Below are 18,018 nucleotides of genomic sequence, written 5' to 3' on the forward strand. Positions count from 1 at the left end.
AGCATATGCAAGCATACATACAAGGCGCCGGTTGTGTATCCGCCCAGGATAACGCCCTGTTCTCCGGAACTGTCCGGGAGCACCAGGGAGACCGTTTGCCTGTGGCGGACCCGGATTACAAACAGTGGATCGATATTAAGCAGATCCGCCGGATGGGTCGTGTGATCAAGATGGGAGTGGCCGCTTCGCACATCAGCTTACAGGATGCAAACCTTGCCATGCCCGATGCGATCGTGATGGGCACGGCCTACGGCTGCCTGGCGGACACGGGCGTGTTCCTCAACAAACTCGTGATGCAGCAGGAAGACATGCTCACACCAACAGCTTTCATTCAAAGCACGCACAATACCGTAAGCGGGCAGATCGCGCTGATGCTGGGCTGCCATGCTTATAACAATACTTTCGTTCACGGCGCCTTTTCGCTGGAAAACGCCTTGCAGGACAGCCTGCTGCTGCTCGCGGAAGACCCTTCAAGGCAGATACTGGCCGGCGCGGTAGACGAGATCACGGATTATTCCCACAGTATTCTTTCCCGTTTCAGGCTGTATAAAAACGTGGCTACGGGAGAACTGCTGCACTCCAATACCCGGGGCACCATTGCGGGAGAAGGCGCTGCGTTTTTTGTGCTGGGCGCGGAAAAGAAAGAAAATTCCATCGCTGGGCTGACGGCAGTTGAAATGTTGTACAATCCGTCTTCGGAAGAAGAAACAACGGCGCATATCGCGGCATTCCTGGAACGTTATGGCAAGCCGGACCTGCTGTTGACGGGCAGGAACGGAGATGTGAAGAATGACAGCTACTATACGCCCGTGGAAGAAAAGCTTTTCAACGACGTGCCGGTGGCGGCTTTCAAACATTTGTGCGGCGAGTACCCGACTGCTGCCGCATTTGCCATGTGGATGGGAGCAGGAATATTAAAGAACGGCACAGTGCCTGCCGCCGCCATGTTCAAAGGCGATACGCCGGCTGCGCCGGAAAAGATACTGATCTGGAATCACGCGAACGGCAAACATCATTCACTCATTTTATTAAGCGCATGCTGAGAGACTGGGTTACATATCTGGGCCTGCTGGTCTTTTTTGTGCTGCTGTACCAGTACAGGATGGGGTATATCCCGTTCTGGATATTGCTCGTTCCCCTGGCAGTAGTGACGGGCTTTTCCGCCTGGGGCGCAAGCCGTGTGAATTCAAACTATTTCATCAAAACATTGTGCAGGGCCGATACAAAGGAGAAAGCGGTAGCATTGTCTTTCGACGACGGCCCTGTTCAGCAATATACCCCGAAGATATTGGACATTCTCCGGCAGCACCAGGTGCCTGCCGCTTTTTTTTGTATCGGCCAGCGCGTTGCCGCCGAGCCTGAGCTGCTTCGCAGGATACATGCCGAAGGCCACCTGGTGGGCAATCACAGCTATTCCCATCATACGCTTTTCGACCTGTATCCCACCTTCAAAATGAAGGCGGACCTGCAAAAAGCGAATGAAGAGATCGCGCGGGCGATAGGGGAAACACCCAAACTTTTCCGCCCGCCATACGGCGTTACCAATCCCATGCTGGCGAAGGCGGTCGCAAAATTTGATCTTATTTCAGTGGGCTGGAGCATCCGCTCGCTGGATACCATGATCAAAGATGAAGACGAGCTGTTTGAACGCGTGACGAAAAATATAAAAGCGGGAGACATCTTCCTGTTTCACGATACCTGCGAAGCCACGGCGAACATACTGCCCGCGCTGATCAAGAAATTGCAGCGGGAAGGTTTCGCCATTAAACGGATTGATGAACTTTTAAACATACCGGCTTATGCGTAAATGGATCTTATTGTGTTGTTGTTTTGCAGCCCTGAACGCCGCTGCCCAAACGGGTTTCAAGCCCGTGGGCAACATGGAGCAGTTCAGGCAGCAGTTCGCCAAAGCCGCGCAGCAAACCAACACCATCAAGAGCGATTTTGTGCAGGAGAAGCACCTCAGCCTGCTGTCTGACAAAATAGTGAGCAAAGGAAAGTTCTGGTTCAAGAAAGAGAACAAGGTGCGGATGGAATACAGCAGCCCCTCGTATTACCTGATGGTGATCAACGGGAAGAATTTCCGCATCAAAGACGCCAGGACAGACAAAAACATTTCTACCAGCGGCAACAAATTATTCGAACAGATCAGCAAGATAACGGCAGACTGCGTGCAGGGCAATGTGCTGGGGAATAAGGATTTTGCCACGAAAGTGCAGGAGAACGCGCAGTATTACCTGCTGCAGATGACGCCTGTGAGCAAAGGCATGAAGGACTTCTTCGCGTCCATCGACCTGCTGGTGGACAAAAAAGACCTGTCCGTCATAAAGATCACCATGCACGAGCGTTCGGGAGACGATACCATCATCAGTTTTAATCAGAAAGAAACAAACGTTCCCATTGCTGATGAGATATTTGCTCTTAAATAGCCTGATGCTGGTAATGCTGGCCTCCTGCAGCTCCGCTTACCGCGGGTTGCAGCGCCTTGACAATGATATGAGCGTATGCCTGGAACGCTTCCGCCCGAAAATAGAACAGCCGGTGCTGTACGCCACGCAGGTGGACATTTTGCAGCATCATCTTTCGGGCCTGCTGTATTTCAAGCCCATGGAAGACAGCAGCATGCGGGTAGTGTTCATGAGCGAGATGGGCATGAAATTTTTCGATTTCGAATTCAGCAAAGACGGGCGTTTCACCAAACACTACATGCTGCCCAAAATGGATAAAAAAGCGGTAGTGAAAACGCTGAAAAAAGATTTCGAAATGATCCTCATGCGCCAGGACCCGGCAACGGCGACATTATACACGATGAACGGGCAACGTTACATCGCGTTCGATCTTCCGAAAGGGAAGATCTACTACATCACCGACGGAGATTGCCAGGCGCTGCTGCGCGTGGAGAACGGTTCGAGGCGCAAGCCTGTGGTAGAGGCGTTCATGACGCATTACCGCAACGGGGTGCCGGACAGCCTGCTGGTGCAGCATAAAAAAGTTAAATTCACTATTTCATCACAACGAGTGGAAAAATAATGTTGACAGGAAAATTCTTTACAATCGTTTCCCAACAGCAGCCGGACGCACAGTCTGTTCACGCTGTTATTGCCTGGAACGCCGCCCACCCGATCTTTGAAGGCCACTTCCCTGATCAGCCGGTGGTGCCGGGGGTTTGTATGATGCAAACCGTCCAGGAGCTGCTGTCTGCCGCTGTGGGTAAGGAACTGCTGGTGGAGAAAGCCGCCAATATGAAGTTCCTCAACATGATAGACCCGAGGCAGGCGCCGCAGGTGACTGTAGAGATCGCCTGGACGGCGGACGATACTGCTTACAAAACCACCGCTGTCATAAAACACGATGCAACCGTTTTCCTGAAATTCCAGGGGCGATTTAAATAATGGGACCTTTGCCAACATACGAACCGCAATTCAGCGCCGGGAAGATCTGCGTGCTGGTGCCTACCTACAACAACGCCGGAACTCTCGGCGATGTATTGCGGGACGTGTTATCCTATACCAGCCACGTGATCGTGGTGAACGACGGCGCTACAGACCATACCGCCGAGGTGCTGGCCGATTTCCCGCAGGTATCCGTTGTGTCTTATTCGCCCAACCAGGGTAAAGGCATAGCGCTGCGCCGCGGCTTCAAATACGCGATAGAACAGGGTTACGACTATGCCATTACGATCGATGCCGATGGGCAGCACTTTGCCAGCGACATCCCTGTGTTCCTTGAAAAATTAGAGACAGAGCCCCGGGCTATCCTCATTGGCGCAAGAAATTTGCAGCAGGAGAACATGCCGGGTAAGAATACGTTTGCCAACAAATTCTCCAACTTCTGGTTCTACGTGGAAACAGGGCTGAAGGGCCCGGACACACAGTCCGGTTACCGCCTGTACCCCCTGCATGCCATGAAGAAGATGCGGTTTGCCTGCCGGAAGTACGAATTCGAGATAGAAGTGCTGGTGAAAAGTTCATGGAAAGGCATTAAGGTGGATTGGGTGCCGGTGCAGGTGTATTACCCGCCGGCGGAGGAACGGGTATCCCACTTCAGGCCCTTCCGCGATTTTTCACGCATCAGCGTGCTGAACACGGTGCTGGTAACGATTGCGTTCCTTTACATCCACCCCCGCAACTTTATCCGGCTATTGTTTTCCAAGGGCGGCCTGAAACAGGTGCTGAGGAACGTGCTGCTGAGCCCTGAGGAAACGAACGGCCGTAAAGCCCTGTCCGTCGGCTTCGGCGTGTTTATGGGCATTGTGCCGATCTGGGGTTTCCAGATGCTGGTGGCGCTTGCGCTGGCGGCATGGTGGAGGCTGAACAAGGCGTTGGTGATCATTGCAGCGAACATCAGCATTCCGCCGGTGATCCCGCTCATCATTTACCTGAGCTTCGTCACGGGGCGCCTGTATGTGGCGGAAGACGCCACCTGGGTGATCTTCAGCAAAGAACTTACGATCGATTCCATGAAGCAGAACCTGTTCCAGTATATTACGGGCGCCATTACGCTGGCCGTGATCGCGGGGCTGCTGGCCGGAACGGTAACGTACCTGCTGCTGTCTGTTTTCAGGAAAAAACGGGTGGCGGTTAACCAGTAATATTGACCATGGGAACATTCTTTATATCCATCTATAATTTCTTCAACGCCCGTAAATGGCTGCTGTGGCTGTTTACGCTGGGCTTATTTGCCGTTGCCGGCGTGCTGGCCTCGCAGATAAAGCTGGAAGAAGATATTACCCGCATCCTTCCCAGGGATAAAAAAATTGACCAGCTGAGCCAGTTCCTGCAGAACTCGAAATTCGCGGACAAGCTGGTGATCATGGTTTCGCAAAAAGATACCCCCGCGCCGGCGGAGCCTGACAGTCTTACCGCAACGGCGCAGCAATTCCTCGCCGGGCTGCAGAACGGACAGCTGGCGGCGGATATCAAAGCCGTGCAGGGCCAGTCGGACGACGGGATGATCATGGGCCTGGTGAACACCGTGCAGGAGCATCTGCCCGTTTTCCTGGACGAAAAAGATTATGCACAGATCGATTCGCTGATCGCTCCTGAAAAAATAAAGCAAACGGTTGAATCGAATTACAATACACTGATCTCCCCGGCGGGCATCGTGCTGAAACAGGTGATACAGGCCGATCCTGTGGGTATTTCATGGCTGGGCGTTAAGAAGCTGCAGGCGTTGCAGGTAGACGACCGGTTTGAACTGTACGAGGGATTTGTGATGAGCAAAGACCATCGCAACATCCTGCTGTTCATCACGCCCACGCATCCGCCGAATGAAACGGGTAAGAACAAAAACTTCCTGGCCAATCTTGACAACTGGATAGACACAGTGCAAACGGTTCACAAAACCGCGGGCATCAGTTACTTCGGCGCAACGGCCGTGTCCGTCGGCAACGCTATGCAGCTGCGGCAGGACACTTACCTCACACAGGGCATTACGGTGCTGCTGCTGATCGTGCTCATCGCATTGTTTTTCAGGCGGAAACGGGCGCCGTTGCTGGTAATGCTGCCGGTCGTATTTGGCGCGGTGTTCTCCGTGGCCATGGTGTACCTCGTACAGGGCGGTATTTCCGTGATTGCGCTGGGCGCAGGCTGCGTGGTGCTGGGCATTGCGGTGAACTATTCGCTGCATGTGTTCAATCACTACCGCCATTTGCCGGATATCCGGCAGGTGATCCGCGACCTGGCCATGCCCATGACCGTGGGCAGCTTCACGACAGTAGGCGGCTTCCTCTGCCTGCAATTCGTGAAATCGCCCATGCTGCAGGATGTCGGGCTGTTTGCCGCATTCAGCCTCATCGGCGCTTCATTGTTTTCCCTTATCATTCTCCCGCACCTGGTGGTGTTGGGCAAGCCCGCGCAGGAAAAGGTTTCCCGCCATAATATCATCGACAGGCTTAGCCAGTGGCGGCCTGAACGCAATAAATATCTCGTTGGCGGCATCCTCCTGCTCACGGTCGTGTTCTTCTTCACCGCGCGCAACGTTACGTTCGAAAGCGATATGATGCGGATGAACTTTATGCCGGAACATTTGCAGAAGGCGGAGGCACAATTGAACAGGCTGAATGCATATACCGCGCAAAGCGTATACATGCTGTCTGAAGGCAGGAACCTGAACGAAGCCCTGCAGCACCGCGAGCGGGCGGACACTGTATTGCAGCGCCTTACCCGTTCCGGCGCCATTAAAAAAGTTGCCGGCACCGGCGGACTCCTGTTATCCGAACAGGAGCAGGCTGAGAGGATCGCCCGATGGAAAGCTTACTGGACGCCGGAAAAGCAGCAAAGCCTGATGCGGCTGCTGAGAACAGAAGGGGAGGTCTACAAATTCAGGCCTGCCGCGTTCGACCCGTTCGAACAACTGATAAAAAAGGATTACAACGTTATTTCCCCTGAGAAGTCTGCTTTGCTGCAAGTGAACGGGATCAACGACCTGGTGACGCTGAAGCCGCAATCCGCCTCCGTTTCCAGCCTGCTAAAGGTGGACCCGGCCCGTAAAGCGGAGGTGTACGCGGCCCTGGAAAACCAGGCCGGCACCGTGGTGATAGACAAACAATACACCGCCAACCGCCTGGCTGAGCTGATCAAAGAAGAATTCAACACGATCGCGTGGATGACCTCCCTGCTCGTATTCTTCGCGCTGCTGCTGTCTTACGGCAGGATAGAACTGGCGCTCATCACCTTCATCCCCATGCTCATCAGTTGGGTCTGGATCCTTGGCATCATGGGCCTCTTCGGCATCCCGTTCAACATCGTCAATATCATCCTTTCCACCTTTATTTTCGGCCTGGGCGACGATTACAGCATTTTCACGATGGACGGGCTGCAACAGGAATACAAGACCGGCAGCAAACATTTGCCTTCTTTCAAGTCTTCCATCTTTTTCTCCGCCATCACTACCATACTCGGGCTGGGTGTGCTCATTTTCGCGCAGCATCCATCCCTGCGTTCCATCGCGCTGATAGCGGTGATCGGCATCAGTTGCGTGGTGGTTACCTCGCAGGTGCTGATCCCGTTCTTCTTCAACTTCCTGATCACCAGCCGCGTGAACAAAGGGAAACGGCCGCCATGGACGCTCTGGAGCTGGTCGAAGTCCATGTTCGCGTTTACGTATTATACCCTGGGCGCCGTTTTGCTGACGGTGATAGGCGTGATACTGACCCGCATCAACTTCATCCACCTCGAAAAAGGGAAAAAGATATACCACTGGATACTGTCCAAATTCACGTGGAGCCTGCTGCACATCATGGGCAATATCAAAAAGGTGACGATCAACACAACCGGGGAAGATTTTAAGAAACCTGCGGTGATTATCAGCAACCACCAGTCGTTCCTGGACATCCTGATGTCTACCGCCATGACGCCGAACGTGGTGCTGCTGACCAACCAATGGGTATACAACTCGCCGCTGTTCGGATACGTGGTGAAGATGGCGGACTACTACCCCGTGGCCGAAGGCGCAGAAGCCAGTATAGACAAGCTGCGCGACAGGGTGGAGAATGGTTATTCCATCGTTATCTACCCCGAAGGCACCCGTTCCCCCGATGCGCAGATCAAACGTTTTCATAAAGGCGCTTTTTACCTGGCAGAGGAATTAAACCTGGATATCATTCCCGTGGTGCTTCACGGCACCGCCTACACGATGTCTAAAGGCGACTTCCTGCTGAAGAACGGCACCGTTACACAAAAGATATTACCGCGCATAAAGCGCGGCGATGCCCGCTGGGGCGACAATTACAGCACACGCACCAAGCTCGTGAGCCGTTATTTCAGACAGGAATACGAGCAGATGCGCAGATCCATCGAAACGCCTGCCTGGTGGCGCGAGCAGCTGGTTTACCAGTATATTTACAAAGGGCCGGTGCTGGAATGGTACATGCGCATCAAAACGAAGCTGGAAAACAATTACGCCCTTTTCCATGAGCTGCTGCCCGAAAAAGGGAAAATCATGGACATTGGCTGCGGGTACGGTTTTATGAGCTACATGCTGCACTTTTTGAGCCCGGAAAGAACCGTGCTGGGCGTGGATTATGACGAAGACAAGATCGCCACCGCGCAGCACTGCTACATCCGCAATGAACATGTGCGCTTTGAAGCAGCGGACATCACGCAGTACAACCTCCCGAACCAGGACGCCTTCGTGATACTGGACGTATTGCATTACCTGCAGCCCGAAGCGCAGGAAAAGCTGTTGCGCCAGTGCCTGCAGAAACTGAATCCCGGCGGCGTGATCGTTGTGCGCGACGGCGATGCGGACCTTACCGAAAGGCATAAAGGCACACGGTTGACAGAACTTTTCAGCACACGTTTGCTGGGTTTCAATAAAACAGGTAACAAGCTGTCGTTCTTCTCTTCCTCCACCCTGCGCAGCATCGTGGAAAAAAGCGGGGGCACAGTGGAGCAGATCGATAACACGAAGTTCACTTCCAACGTTATTTTCATTATCAAACATTCATTCAGCGAGCAATATGCATAATTACGATGTAGTGATCATTGGCAGTGGCCTGGGCGGCTTAACCTGTGGGGCGATCCTCAGCAAGAACGGCTACAAAGTGTGTGTGCTGGAGAAAAACAAACAGATAGGCGGATGCCTGCAAACGTTTACCCGCGACCGGACCATTTTCGATTCCGGCGTGCATTACGTGGGCGGGCTTGAGCCGGGGCAGAACATGTACCAGATCTTCAAATACCTGGGCATCATGGAAAAGCTCAACCTGAAACGGCTGGACATGGATTGTTTTGACCGCATCGCGTTTGCGGGAGACAACAAGGAATATAAAATGGCGCAGGGTTACGAGCTTTTCATTGAAGGACTGCTGAAAGATTTTCCCGGCGAAGAAAAAGCCCTGCGCGAGTATTGCGAGATGCTGCGGTATATCTGCACCAAGTTCCCGCTGTATAACCTGCGCATGGGCGGTTTTGACGAAAAAGAATCCGTGCTCAGCATCAATGCCGCCGAATATATCAACAGTCTCAGCCCCAACCGCCGACTCACACAGGTGCTGGCCGCCAATAACCCGCTGTACGCGGGCGTGGAAGGCAAAACGCCGATGTATGTGCATGCCCTGGTGCTGAACAGTTACATCGAAAGTTCCTGGAAATGCGTGAACGGCGGATCACAGATAGGCAAGTGGCTGGGCCGCGTGATCATCGAGAACGGCGGTACGCTCATCAAACACCAGGAAGTGAAACGCATCGTAGCGGAAGGCCACGAGGTGAAGTTCGTGGAAGCCGCAACAGGACAGCAATACACAGGCAAACACTTCATCTCCAATGTTCACCCGGCCAATACGCTGGACATGCTGGAGTCCGACGTGATCCGCCAGGCATACCGCTCCCGCATCAAATCGCTGGAGAACGGCAACTCCACCCTTATGGTGAACGCCGTGCTGAAGCCGGGCATGTTCCCGCACATGAACTACAATTATTACTACCATGGTGTGGACAGCGTTTGGGGCGGCCACGACTATACCGAAGAAACCTGGCCCACCGGCTATGCCATGTTTATTTCCCCCGATGCGAAAGACCACCGTTTTGCCAACGGCCTTTCCATCATGGCGTACATGAACATCAAAGACGTAGCGCCCTGGGTGGATACATTCAATACCGTTTCCCGCGAGGGCGACCGTGGCGAGGATTATGAGGCATTTAAAAAAGAAAAGGCGGAAAAGCTGCTGGATATGGTAGAACGGCGTTTCCCCGTGATCAGGCAGTGCATCCAGAGCTATTACGTGGCCACGCCACTGTCTTTCCGCGATTACATCGGCACCTCAGACGGCTCCATGTACGGCGTTCTGAAGGACAGTAACGATCCTTTGCGTACCTTCATCTCTTCCCGGACGAAGCTGAACAACCTGTTCCTCACCGGGCAGAACCTGAACATGCACGGCATTTTGGGCGTGAGCATGAGTTCAGTAGTAACCTGCTCGGAACTGCTGGACATGGAAAAATTATTACACGATATCAAGATGGCATAAAATGGCAGTAAAGAAGAGATCGATATGGAAGAAATTGCTGAGGTTCTTTTTATTCACCCTCGGCTTTTTTGCGTTGCTGCTCATTGGCCTGATCGTTTACCTCTACATCGTTGCCAGGATGCATCCGCCGGAGATCGCGGACAAAAGCAGCCTGCAATGGAAACGCAGCCAGGTGGATTCCACCGCCTTCACGCTGAACAACAGCTGGTTCCGGAAGAGCCGCAGCGGCCTGTATGAAATGTATATCGAAGGCAAGCCGTTCGAAAGGGGCGTGGTATACGGGAAGCTCGCGGAAGAGCTGGTGCAGCGGCAGGAAGACCATTTCACCGAACAGATCGGCAAGATGGTTCCATCCAAAACCTACCAGCATTTCCTGAAATACCTCATCGGCTGGTTCAACCGGCATATGGACGAAAACGTTCCGGAAGAATACAAAGAAGAGATTTACGGCGTGTCTTTCGCCGCCAGTTCCAAATACGAATTCATCGGTTCCAACTACCAGCGCATCATGAACTATCATGCCGCGCACGATATCGGGCATGCCCTGCAAACCATGGCCCTGGTGGGTTGTACGTCTTTCGGCACCTGGAACGACCGCTCGGAAGACAGCTCGCTGATCATCGGCCGCAACTTTGATTTTTATGTAGGCGATAAATTCGCCGAAGACAAGATCGTCGCGTTTTACAAGCCGGACAAAGGGTACCGCTTCATGTTCATTACCTGGGCGGGCTTTACCGGCGTGGTTTCCGGCATGAACGAACAAGGGCTGACCGTTACCATCAACGCCGCCAAATCCAGCATGCCTTCCGGCTCGGCCACGCCGGTGTCGCTGGTGGCGAGGGAAATATTGCAGTACGCAAAGAATATCAGCGAAGCATATGCCATTGCGCAGAAAAGAAAAATGTTCGTGTCGGAATCTTTCCTGATCGGCTCCGCGAACGACAACCGGGCCGCCATCATCGAAAAAACGCCGGAAGAGCTGGCGCTGTACGATCCCCAAGGCAATGAAATATCCTGCGCCAACCACTTCCAGAGCAAAACGCTTGGCGCTTCGGCTCCCAACAAAGAGCAGCTGGACGAAAGCGCATCGCCTTACCGCTATAAACGTTTGCAGGAGCTGCTGCAGCGCAACGGCAAAAACTCCGTTACAAAAACCATTTCCATCCTCCGCGACCAGAAAGGCCTGAACGATGCGGACATCGGCATGGGCAACGAAAAGGCGCTGAACCAGCTGATCGCCCACCACTCCGTGGTGTTTGAGCCGAAGCGGCTGAAGGTATGGGTGAGCACCGCGCCCTGGCAGCTCGGCGAATTCGTGGCGTACGACCTGAAAAAAGTATTCGCCATGAACGGCCTGCAAACCGACCATGAGATCTGCGACAGCGCGCTGACAGTACCGGCAGACAGCTTCCTGCAAACAGCCGGTTACCGAAAATTCATGGACTTCCGGGCGCTGAAAGCCGCCGTGATGGATAAGCAGGCTGTGGACGTGGAGCGGCTCGTGGCCGATAACCCCGCCTATTACCATGCCTATGTGCTGGCAGGTGATTATCTTTACCGTCAGAAAGATTACGTTAAAGCCAAACAATATTACCAGCAGGCGCTGACGAAGGAAATAGCCACCAGGGCCGAGAAAGATCATGTACTGCAGCGCATTGCCGATTGTGATAAAAGAATATAATGCAGGGCATTGGAACAGATATCGTTGAAGTGGACCGGATAGCCGCCAAGATCGGGAAAGAGCAAGGCTTCCGCGAGCTGGTGTTTACACCGCTTGAGATCGCCTATTGCGAAAAACAGGTCAATAAGTTTGAAAGCTACGCCGCCAGGTTCGCCGCCAAAGAAGCATTCCTGAAAGCGCTAGGGACAGGCTACGGTGGAAGCGGCATTCATTTCAACGAGATCGAGGTCAGGAACGACGCAGCCGGTAAGCCGGAGCTGTTCCTCATCGGCAGTGCGGCGCCGAAAATGGAGGGTTTGAACGTATTGCTGTCCATGTCGCACATAAAAGCCGTGGCCATGGCCACCGTCGTGATTTTCTAACCGGAAGAACTATGTACATACCTGATATAGAATTGCAATCCCCCGCCGCTATCCGGCAGTTCCAGGAAAAAGCCCTGCAGCACCTGCTGGGTTACCTGCGGCAGTTCTCGCCCTTCTACAAGGAATGGTTTGCCCGCCATGGGCTGGATACAGACAGCATCCGCGGCATTGGCGACCTGCACCGTATTCCGGTGGTAGGCAAAGAAGACCTGCAGCAGCGGAACTGGGATTTTTTGTGCGTGGATAAAGGCAGGATCGCGGAGTACACTTCCACTTCAGGCACCCTGGGCAAACCGGTGATCATTCCTTTAACGGAAAAAGACCTGGAGCGCCTTACCTACAATGAATTTATTTCCTTCAGCTGCGCCGGCGGCACAGACGAAGATATTTACCAGCTGATGCTTACGCTGGACAGGCAGTTCATGGCCGGGATGGCTTATTACTCCGGCATCCGGAAAATAGGCGCCGGCGTGCTGAGAGTGGGGCCTGGCGTACCTTCCATGCAATGGGAGAACATCAGCCGCATACAGCCCACCACCATCGTGGCCGTTCCCTCCTTCATCCTCAAGCTGATCGCGTTTGCGGAAGAGCACGGCATCGACATCAATGCATCGTCCGTCAAAAAAGCGGTTTGTATCGGCGAGAACATCCGCAATACCGATTATACTTATAACGTGCTGGGCAAAAAGATCACGGATAAATGGAACATCCGGCTCTTTTCCACCTATGCCTCTACTGAAATGCAGACCGCCTTTACAGAATGCAAGGCCGGCAGGGGAGGGCACCATCACCCCGAGCTGCTGATCGTGGAGCTGCTGGATGAAAACGACCAGCCTGTGCCGCCCGGCGCACCCGGCGAGGTAACCATCACCACGTTAGGCGTGGAAGCCATGCCCCTGCTGCGTTACAAAACCGGCGACATCTGCCAGTACGATACAGCTCCCTGCAGCTGCGGCCGACAGACGCTCCGTCTTTCCCCGGTGATAGGCCGCCGCAAGCAAATGATCAAATACAAAGGCACCACGCTGTACCCGCCCGCGCTGTACGACCTGCTGAGCGATATGGAGGAAGTGAAGGAATTTATCGTTGAAGTGTTCTCCAACGAAATAGGCACCGACGAAATATTGCTGCACCTCAGCCCCACAGAGGTGAACGAGGACGTGGACCGCAGGATCAAATCGTACCTGCAGGCCAAACTGAGGGTAATACCCCAGGTGAAATACTGCTCCATGCAGGAGATCCTTAAAATGCAGTTCCCCGAAGGCAGCCGCAAACCCGTAAAATTCCTGGATAACCGTTAAAGATCGAAGCTGGCAGCAGCTTTTGGATTATCGATCTTGGTGCTTTTCCGCTGGTCGTTCACGATCAGGTGGATCATGTGACCCTGCGTGTCATGCTCGGCGTAGAGCACGTCGTTTTGGATGTCGAGGTGCCTGAAAGGGGCCATGGGCATTACTTCCAGGAAACACCAGGCAGCGTCTTCGGATATCTGGTAGCCGAGGTACCGGAGATGGAGTTTTTTACCGTCCGCGCTCAGCGCGAAATGCTGGCGGAGATAACGCGCAATCATCGAGTCCACCGCGGGGCGGTCTTTGGGTTTGATGATGTCCAGGCTGGTTTTATTGTACTTTTTGAGGGCATTCTCCAGGTCGTCCGTAAAGATGCGGCAGCTCACTTCCAGCGACTTACGCGGCTGGTTGTACCTGATCTCCGTTACGCTCATATAAAAAGGATGCACTGCGCTCATCCACACCGGCAACAACCATTTGCATAATAATACTCCCATTTGCCACCAAAAATTTTATTTTTAAACTTGTCTTGCTTATACTTACGAAGTTACACAAAAATCTACGCCATGGAGGAGTTCAGCTTGTATTTTGCAGAGGGCTGGAAACATATTGCGGATCTGAACGGTTACGATCATATTCTTTTTGTAATGGCGCTGTGCGCCGTTTACCTGGTGAAAGACTGGAAAAAGATATTGATACTCGTTACCGCGTTCACGGTAGGGCATTCCATTACCCTGGCGCTCAGCGTGTTGAACATCATCCGCGTGCCTACCGCGCTCATCGAGTTCCTGATACCGGTTACCATCGTGATCACCGCGCTGGTGAACATTATCCGGCGGGATAAGCCCGGCGCCACCCTGCGGCTGAATTATTTCCTGGCCCTGTTCTTCGGCCTCATACACGGGATGGGCTTTTCCAATTACCTGAAAAGTATGCTGGGCACGCAGACCAACGTCGTGAAACCTTTGCTGGCCTTCAACCTGGGGCTGGAATTCGGGCAGGTGCTGATCGTAGCCGTGATCCTGCTGCTGGCCCAGATCGTAGTGAACCTTACTAATATGGCGCGGCGGGACTGGATCATGTTCCTTTCCTCCGCCATTTTCGGCTCCGCTTTTATTATGAGCATAGAAAGACTCAGAGAATTAATGCACTAGAATATATGAATATGAGGAAGCAACTAATCACCTGCCTGCTGATGGCCGCCCCGGCGATGCTCCGGGCACAGAACCCGGGCTCCAACCATGGCAACCGCTTTGAGCAGCTGAGTTACCTGCTGGCAGACCCCAATATGTACCGTTCCGCTTCCGGCGTGCCCGGTCCGAAGTACTGGCAGCAAAAAGCCGATTACGATATCACCGCGGAGCTGGATGAAGCCAAACGCAGGCTCAACGGCGCAGAGACCATCACCTATTACAACAACTCGCCCGACCCGCTTACTTACATCTGGCTGCAGCTGGACGAAAACGAGCACGACCCGAAAAGCGACAACAACAGCTTCGACGGCAGCACTATGCGCGACAGGATGACCTCCCGCTCCATTACCCGCATCCTGGGCATGGAGCCTGGCCACGGCGTGAACATCGAAAAATGTACCGATGCGGCAGGCAATGCCCTGAAATATACCATCAACCAGACCATGATGCGCATTGAGCTGCCCAAAACGCTCATGCCCGGCGAAAAGATCCGTTTCAACGTGAGCTGGTGGTACAACATCGCCAACCGCCTGACCCTCGGGGGCCGCGGCGGGTATGAAAATTTTCCCGAAGACAACAACGACCTTTATACCATGGCCCAGTGGTACCCGCGCCTGGCCGTGTATTCCGATTTCCAGGGCTGGCAGAACAAGCAGTTCACCGGTAGGGGAGAGTTCGCCCTTACGTTCGGCGATTTCAAAGTGAAAATGACCGTTCCGGCGGACCATATCGTGGGCGCCACCGGCGAATGCCGCAACTACAAAGAAACGCTGACGCCCGCGCAATACCAGCGCTGGCAGCAGGCCCAGGGCGCAAAAGAGCCGCTGGAGATCGTAACGCTCGATGAAGCGCAGAACGCGATGAAAAATAAAGCCGCCGGCAAAAAGACCTGGATCTTCGAAGCGCAGAACGTGCGTGACTTTGCCTGGGTCAGCTCCCGCCGCCTCGTATGGGATGCCATGGGCACCAATGTAGAAGGCAAAAAGGTAATGGCCATGAGCTACTACGGCCCAGAAGCCTACCCGCTCTACCGCCGCTATTCCACCAAAGTGGTGGCGCATACCCTGCGGGTGTATTCCAAACATACCATCGCATACCCTTATCCCGTGGCCATTTCAGTAGAAGCGGCCAACGGCATGGAATACCCGATGATCTGCTTCAACTACGGCCGCGCTGAAAAAGACGGCACCTATTCCGAAGCCACCAAAAACGGCATGATCGGCGTGATCATCCACGAAGTAGGCCACAACTTCTTTCCCATGATCGTGAACTCCGACGAACGCCAGTGGAGCTGGATGGATGAAGGGCTGAACACTTTCTGCCAGTTCCTCGCAGAGCAGGAGTGGGACAACAATTTCCCTTCACGCCGCGGCCCCGCGCAAAGGATCACGGAGTATATGTCGCTGCCGAAAGACCAGCTGGAGCCCGTTATGAGCAATTCCGAGAACATTATACAATTTGGTCCGAACGCTTACGCGAAACCGGCCACCGCGCTGAATATTCTCCGCGAGACCATCATGGGCCGCGAGCTGTTCGATTATGCCTTCAAAGAATATTCCCGCCGCTGGGCCTTCAAACACCCGACGCCGAGCGATTTCTTCAGGACCATGGAAGACGCGTCCGCAGTAGACCTGGACTGGTTCTGGCGCGGATGGTTCTTCGGCATAGAGCCTGTTGATATCTCCCTCGACTCCGTGAAATGGTACCGGATGGACACGAAGAACCCTGCAGTGGAGAACAAGCTGAAACAACAGGCCGCCAATGCGGACGACGCGCACATCGCGCAGGCGCGCAACAAAGCCGCAGGCGTGAAGTTCGCCGTGGAACAGGATACCAGCCTGCAGGACTTCTACAACAAATGGGACCGCTACGCCATAACGCCCGACCAGACGGAGGCTTATAACAAGATGCAGGCAAGCCTTACGCCCGAAGAAAAACGTTTGTACGAAAGCAAAAAGAATTTCTACGAGCTGACCTTCTCCAATGTAGGCGGCAACGTAATGCCTTTGATCATCGAGTGGACGTTTGCAGACGGCACAAAAGAAGTGGAACGTATTTCCGCGTATATCTGGCGGCACGATGAAATAAAAGTAACGAAGGTGTTCGCGAAAGACAAGCAGGTTACCTCCATCCGCCTGGACCCATACAGGGAAACGGCGGACATCAGTGAGCTGAATAACTCCTGGCCGCGGCAGGCTGTGCCTTCAAGGTTCGAGCTGTTCAAAATGGAAGGTGGCCCGAGAGGCACCAACAACAGCGGCAACCCGATGCAGCAGCGGGCAAGACAGTAGGCAAGGCCCGGTCAAAGCCTGTGTATCATTTCGAGCGCATGAACAAAAGCTGGCCGCATGGCCAGCTTTTGTTTTATGATCTTTTATTGTTAGGCTCTTTCTTTTTTTCTCCCCTGCCTGCGTCCTTCAGCGCTTTCGCGATGAGCCACTCCATCTGCCCGTTCACGCTGCGGAATTCATCCGCCGCCCAACGTTCCAGGGCTTCGTAAGTGGCATTGTCTATACGCAGCACAAAAGATTTTTTTTCCTTCCCGGCCATGGATCAATGATATAAGGAACCAGCGTTTAGTATTGGCGTGGCGGCCTTTTCGCCACAAAGCACCACCATCAGGTTGCTCACCATGGCTGCTTTTTTCTCTTCATCCAGCTCCACGATCTGTTTTTTCGATAATTGCTCCAGCGCCATTTCCACCATACCCACGGCGCCTTCCACGATCTTGGAGCGGGCGGCTACGATGGCCGTGGCCTGCTGGCGCTGCAGCATGGCGCCCGCTATCTCCGGCGCATAGGCCAGGTGGCTGATGCGCGCTTCTTGCACCAGGATGCCCGCGGCAAACAGTCTTTCGTTCAGCTCCTGCTCCAGCAGCTCGTTCACTTTTTCGCCGCCGTCGCGCAGGGTGATCTCCGCGTTTTCAGCCTCCATGCGGTCGTAAGGGCAGCTGGTGGCCAGGTGGCGCACTGCGGCCTCGCTTTGTATCTGCACGTATTGATTATAACCTTCCACGTCAAACGCGGCTTTATAGGTGTCTTTCACCTGCCACACGATCACCGCGGCAATTTCGATAGGATTGCCCATTTTGTCGTTCACCTTCAGGGTCTGCCCGTTGAGGTTGTAGGAGCGGAGGGAAATGTTCTGTGAGCGGTACAGCGGGTTCACCCACTGAAGACCGTTCTGTTTCACGCTGCCTACGTATTTGCCAAAGAAGGTAAGCACGCGGGAATGGTTCGGGTTGATGATCATGATGCCTTTGGCTATAAAAACAAAGGCGATGAAAAGCACGATGCCGAGGGTGGTCCAGTAGCCGGGAGACTCATTGCCCGCGGTTTGTACAAAGGCGAAAATGCTGCCGAGAAAACAGAGGATGGTGAGCACAAATGCAAGGTAGCCGCTCATGGGCCTGACGATCTTTTCCATATGGGGATAATTTAAAGTGATATCGATTTGATATCAAACTTAATAAACTTTTTCCATACCAAAAAATTGATAGTGTACAACGGACACCAAGAAGGAT

The 18,018-nt window shown here is 53.6% G+C and carries 16 protein-coding genes; 13 read left to right on the top strand and 3 right to left on the bottom strand.

What is annotated here, in order from left to right; all coding sequences use genetic code 11:
• Positions 1-5 precede the first annotated feature (5 nt).
• From ACTJIK_RS11980 to ACTJIK_RS12030, 11 genes are read left to right on the top strand one after another with little or no spacing between them, the layout of a single operon-like run.
• Positions 6-1,043 (top strand): beta-ketoacyl synthase chain length factor, encoded by a 1,038-nt coding sequence (locus ACTJIK_RS11980; protein WP_440646587.1) that lies wholly within the window; start codon positions 6-8, stop codon positions 1,041-1,043.
• Complete coding sequence (locus ACTJIK_RS11985) at positions 1,037-1,807, top strand: polysaccharide deacetylase family protein (protein ID WP_440646588.1); 771 nt, start codon at positions 1,037-1,039, stop codon at positions 1,805-1,807. The genes ACTJIK_RS11980 and ACTJIK_RS11985 overlap by 7 nt, the downstream gene beginning before the upstream one ends.
• Positions 1,800-2,429 carry a LolA family protein gene (locus tag ACTJIK_RS11990; protein WP_440646589.1) on the top strand — a complete coding sequence of 210 codons (630 nt, stop codon included), beginning with the start codon at positions 1,800-1,802 and terminating at the stop codon, positions 2,427-2,429. Before ACTJIK_RS11985 ends, ACTJIK_RS11990 begins: the two co-directional genes overlap by 8 nt.
• Entirely contained in the window at positions 2,407-3,030 is a 624-nt protein-coding gene (locus tag ACTJIK_RS11995; RefSeq protein ID WP_440646590.1) for a hypothetical protein, read from the top strand. Before ACTJIK_RS11990 ends, ACTJIK_RS11995 begins: the two co-directional genes overlap by 23 nt.
• Positions 3,030-3,392: a 3-hydroxyacyl-ACP dehydratase gene (locus ACTJIK_RS12000; protein WP_440646591.1), complete on the top strand. Its 363-nt coding sequence runs from the start codon at positions 3,030-3,032 to the stop codon at positions 3,390-3,392. Before ACTJIK_RS11995 ends, ACTJIK_RS12000 begins: the two co-directional genes overlap by 1 nt.
• A gap of 8 nt (positions 3,393-3,400) precedes the next feature.
• Positions 3,401-4,591: a DUF2062 domain-containing protein gene (locus ACTJIK_RS12005; RefSeq protein ID WP_440646592.1), complete on the top strand. Its 1,191-nt coding sequence runs from the start codon at positions 3,401-3,403 to the stop codon at positions 4,589-4,591.
• Between the two features lie 8 nt (positions 4,592-4,599).
• A complete protein-coding gene (locus ACTJIK_RS12010) occupies positions 4,600-8,469 on the top strand; it encodes a 1-acyl-sn-glycerol-3-phosphate acyltransferase (protein ID WP_440646593.1) in 3,870 nt (1,289 codons plus the stop codon).
• Entirely contained in the window at positions 8,462-9,970 is a 1,509-nt protein-coding gene (locus tag ACTJIK_RS12015) for a phytoene desaturase family protein (protein ID WP_440646594.1), read from the top strand. Before ACTJIK_RS12010 ends, ACTJIK_RS12015 begins: the two co-directional genes overlap by 8 nt.
• Before the next feature lies 1 nt (position 9,971).
• Positions 9,972-11,651, top strand: coding sequence for a C45 family autoproteolytic acyltransferase/hydolase (locus tag ACTJIK_RS12020; RefSeq protein WP_440646595.1), 1,680 nt, complete (start codon positions 9,972-9,974; stop codon positions 11,649-11,651).
• Positions 11,651-12,013, top strand: coding sequence for a holo-ACP synthase (acpS, locus tag ACTJIK_RS12025; RefSeq protein WP_440646596.1), 363 nt, complete (start codon positions 11,651-11,653; stop codon positions 12,011-12,013). The genes ACTJIK_RS12020 and acpS overlap by 1 nt, the downstream gene beginning before the upstream one ends.
• 11 nt (positions 12,014-12,024) lie before the next feature.
• Positions 12,025-13,314, top strand: a complete 1,290-nt coding sequence (locus tag ACTJIK_RS12030) for a phenylacetate--CoA ligase family protein (RefSeq protein ID WP_440646597.1) — start codon at positions 12,025-12,027, stop codon at positions 13,312-13,314.
• On the opposite strand, the gene ACTJIK_RS12035 is transcribed toward ACTJIK_RS12030, so the two are convergent.
• On the bottom strand, positions 13,311-13,799 hold the full coding sequence (locus tag ACTJIK_RS12035) for a DUF6702 family protein (RefSeq protein ID WP_440646598.1): 489 nt from the start codon (positions 13,797-13,799) through the stop codon (positions 13,311-13,313). The two genes, ACTJIK_RS12030 and ACTJIK_RS12035, sit on opposite strands and share 4 nt — an antisense overlap.
• A gap of 69 nt (positions 13,800-13,868) precedes the next feature.
• On the opposite strand from ACTJIK_RS12035, the gene ACTJIK_RS12040 reads away from it, so the two are divergent.
• Together ACTJIK_RS12040 and ACTJIK_RS12045 are read left to right on the top strand one after the other, a co-directional pair.
• Complete coding sequence (locus ACTJIK_RS12040; RefSeq protein ID WP_440646599.1) at positions 13,869-14,456, top strand: HupE/UreJ family protein; 588 nt, start codon at positions 13,869-13,871, stop codon at positions 14,454-14,456.
• Between the two features lie 11 nt (positions 14,457-14,467).
• Positions 14,468-16,786, top strand: coding sequence for a M1 family metallopeptidase (locus tag ACTJIK_RS12045; RefSeq protein WP_440646600.1), 2,319 nt, complete (start codon positions 14,468-14,470; stop codon positions 16,784-16,786).
• 73 nt (positions 16,787-16,859) lie between these two features.
• On the opposite strand, the gene ACTJIK_RS12050 is transcribed toward ACTJIK_RS12045, so the two are convergent.
• On the bottom strand, positions 16,860-17,045 hold the full coding sequence (locus ACTJIK_RS12050; RefSeq protein ID WP_440646601.1) for a hypothetical protein: 186 nt from the start codon (positions 17,043-17,045) through the stop codon (positions 16,860-16,862).
• A 3-nt stretch (positions 17,046-17,048) separates the two neighbouring features.
• Positions 17,049-17,921, bottom strand: a complete 873-nt coding sequence (locus ACTJIK_RS12055) for an SPFH domain-containing protein (RefSeq protein ID WP_440646602.1) — start codon at positions 17,919-17,921, stop codon at positions 17,049-17,051.
• Positions 17,922-18,018 lie beyond the last annotated feature (97 nt).

This window comes from Chitinophaga sp. 22620, assembly GCF_052044405.1.
Taxonomy (GTDB): Bacteria; Bacteroidota; Bacteroidia; order Chitinophagales; family Chitinophagaceae; genus Chitinophaga.

Coding starts and splice junctions, on each gene's coding strand:
- ACTJIK_RS11980 (WP_440646587.1), top strand. CDS start 6: ATGCAAGCATACATACAAGGCGCCGGTTGTGTATCCGCCCAGGATAAC.
- ACTJIK_RS11985 (WP_440646588.1), top strand. CDS start 1,037: ATGCTGAGAGACTGGGTTACATATCTGGGCCTGCTGGTCTTTTTTGTG.
- ACTJIK_RS11990 (WP_440646589.1), top strand. CDS start 1,800: ATGCGTAAATGGATCTTATTGTGTTGTTGTTTTGCAGCCCTGAACGCC.
- ACTJIK_RS11995 (WP_440646590.1), top strand. CDS start 2,407: ATGAGATATTTGCTCTTAAATAGCCTGATGCTGGTAATGCTGGCCTCC.
- ACTJIK_RS12000 (WP_440646591.1), top strand. CDS start 3,030: ATGTTGACAGGAAAATTCTTTACAATCGTTTCCCAACAGCAGCCGGAC.
- ACTJIK_RS12010 (WP_440646593.1), top strand. CDS start 4,600: ATGGGAACATTCTTTATATCCATCTATAATTTCTTCAACGCCCGTAAA.
- ACTJIK_RS12015 (WP_440646594.1), top strand. CDS start 8,462: ATGCATAATTACGATGTAGTGATCATTGGCAGTGGCCTGGGCGGCTTA.
- ACTJIK_RS12020 (WP_440646595.1), top strand. CDS start 9,972: ATGGCAGTAAAGAAGAGATCGATATGGAAGAAATTGCTGAGGTTCTTT.
- acpS (WP_440646596.1), top strand. CDS start 11,651: ATGCAGGGCATTGGAACAGATATCGTTGAAGTGGACCGGATAGCCGCC.
- ACTJIK_RS12030 (WP_440646597.1), top strand. CDS start 12,025: ATGTACATACCTGATATAGAATTGCAATCCCCCGCCGCTATCCGGCAG.
- ACTJIK_RS12035 (WP_440646598.1), bottom strand. CDS start 13,799: ATGGGAGTATTATTATGCAAATGGTTGTTGCCGGTGTGGATGAGCGCA.
- ACTJIK_RS12040 (WP_440646599.1), top strand. CDS start 13,869: ATGGAGGAGTTCAGCTTGTATTTTGCAGAGGGCTGGAAACATATTGCG.
- ACTJIK_RS12045 (WP_440646600.1), top strand. CDS start 14,468: ATGAGGAAGCAACTAATCACCTGCCTGCTGATGGCCGCCCCGGCGATG.
- ACTJIK_RS12050 (WP_440646601.1), bottom strand. CDS start 17,045: ATGGCCGGGAAGGAAAAAAAATCTTTTGTGCTGCGTATAGACAATGCC.
- ACTJIK_RS12055 (WP_440646602.1), bottom strand. CDS start 17,921: ATGGAAAAGATCGTCAGGCCCATGAGCGGCTACCTTGCATTTGTGCTC.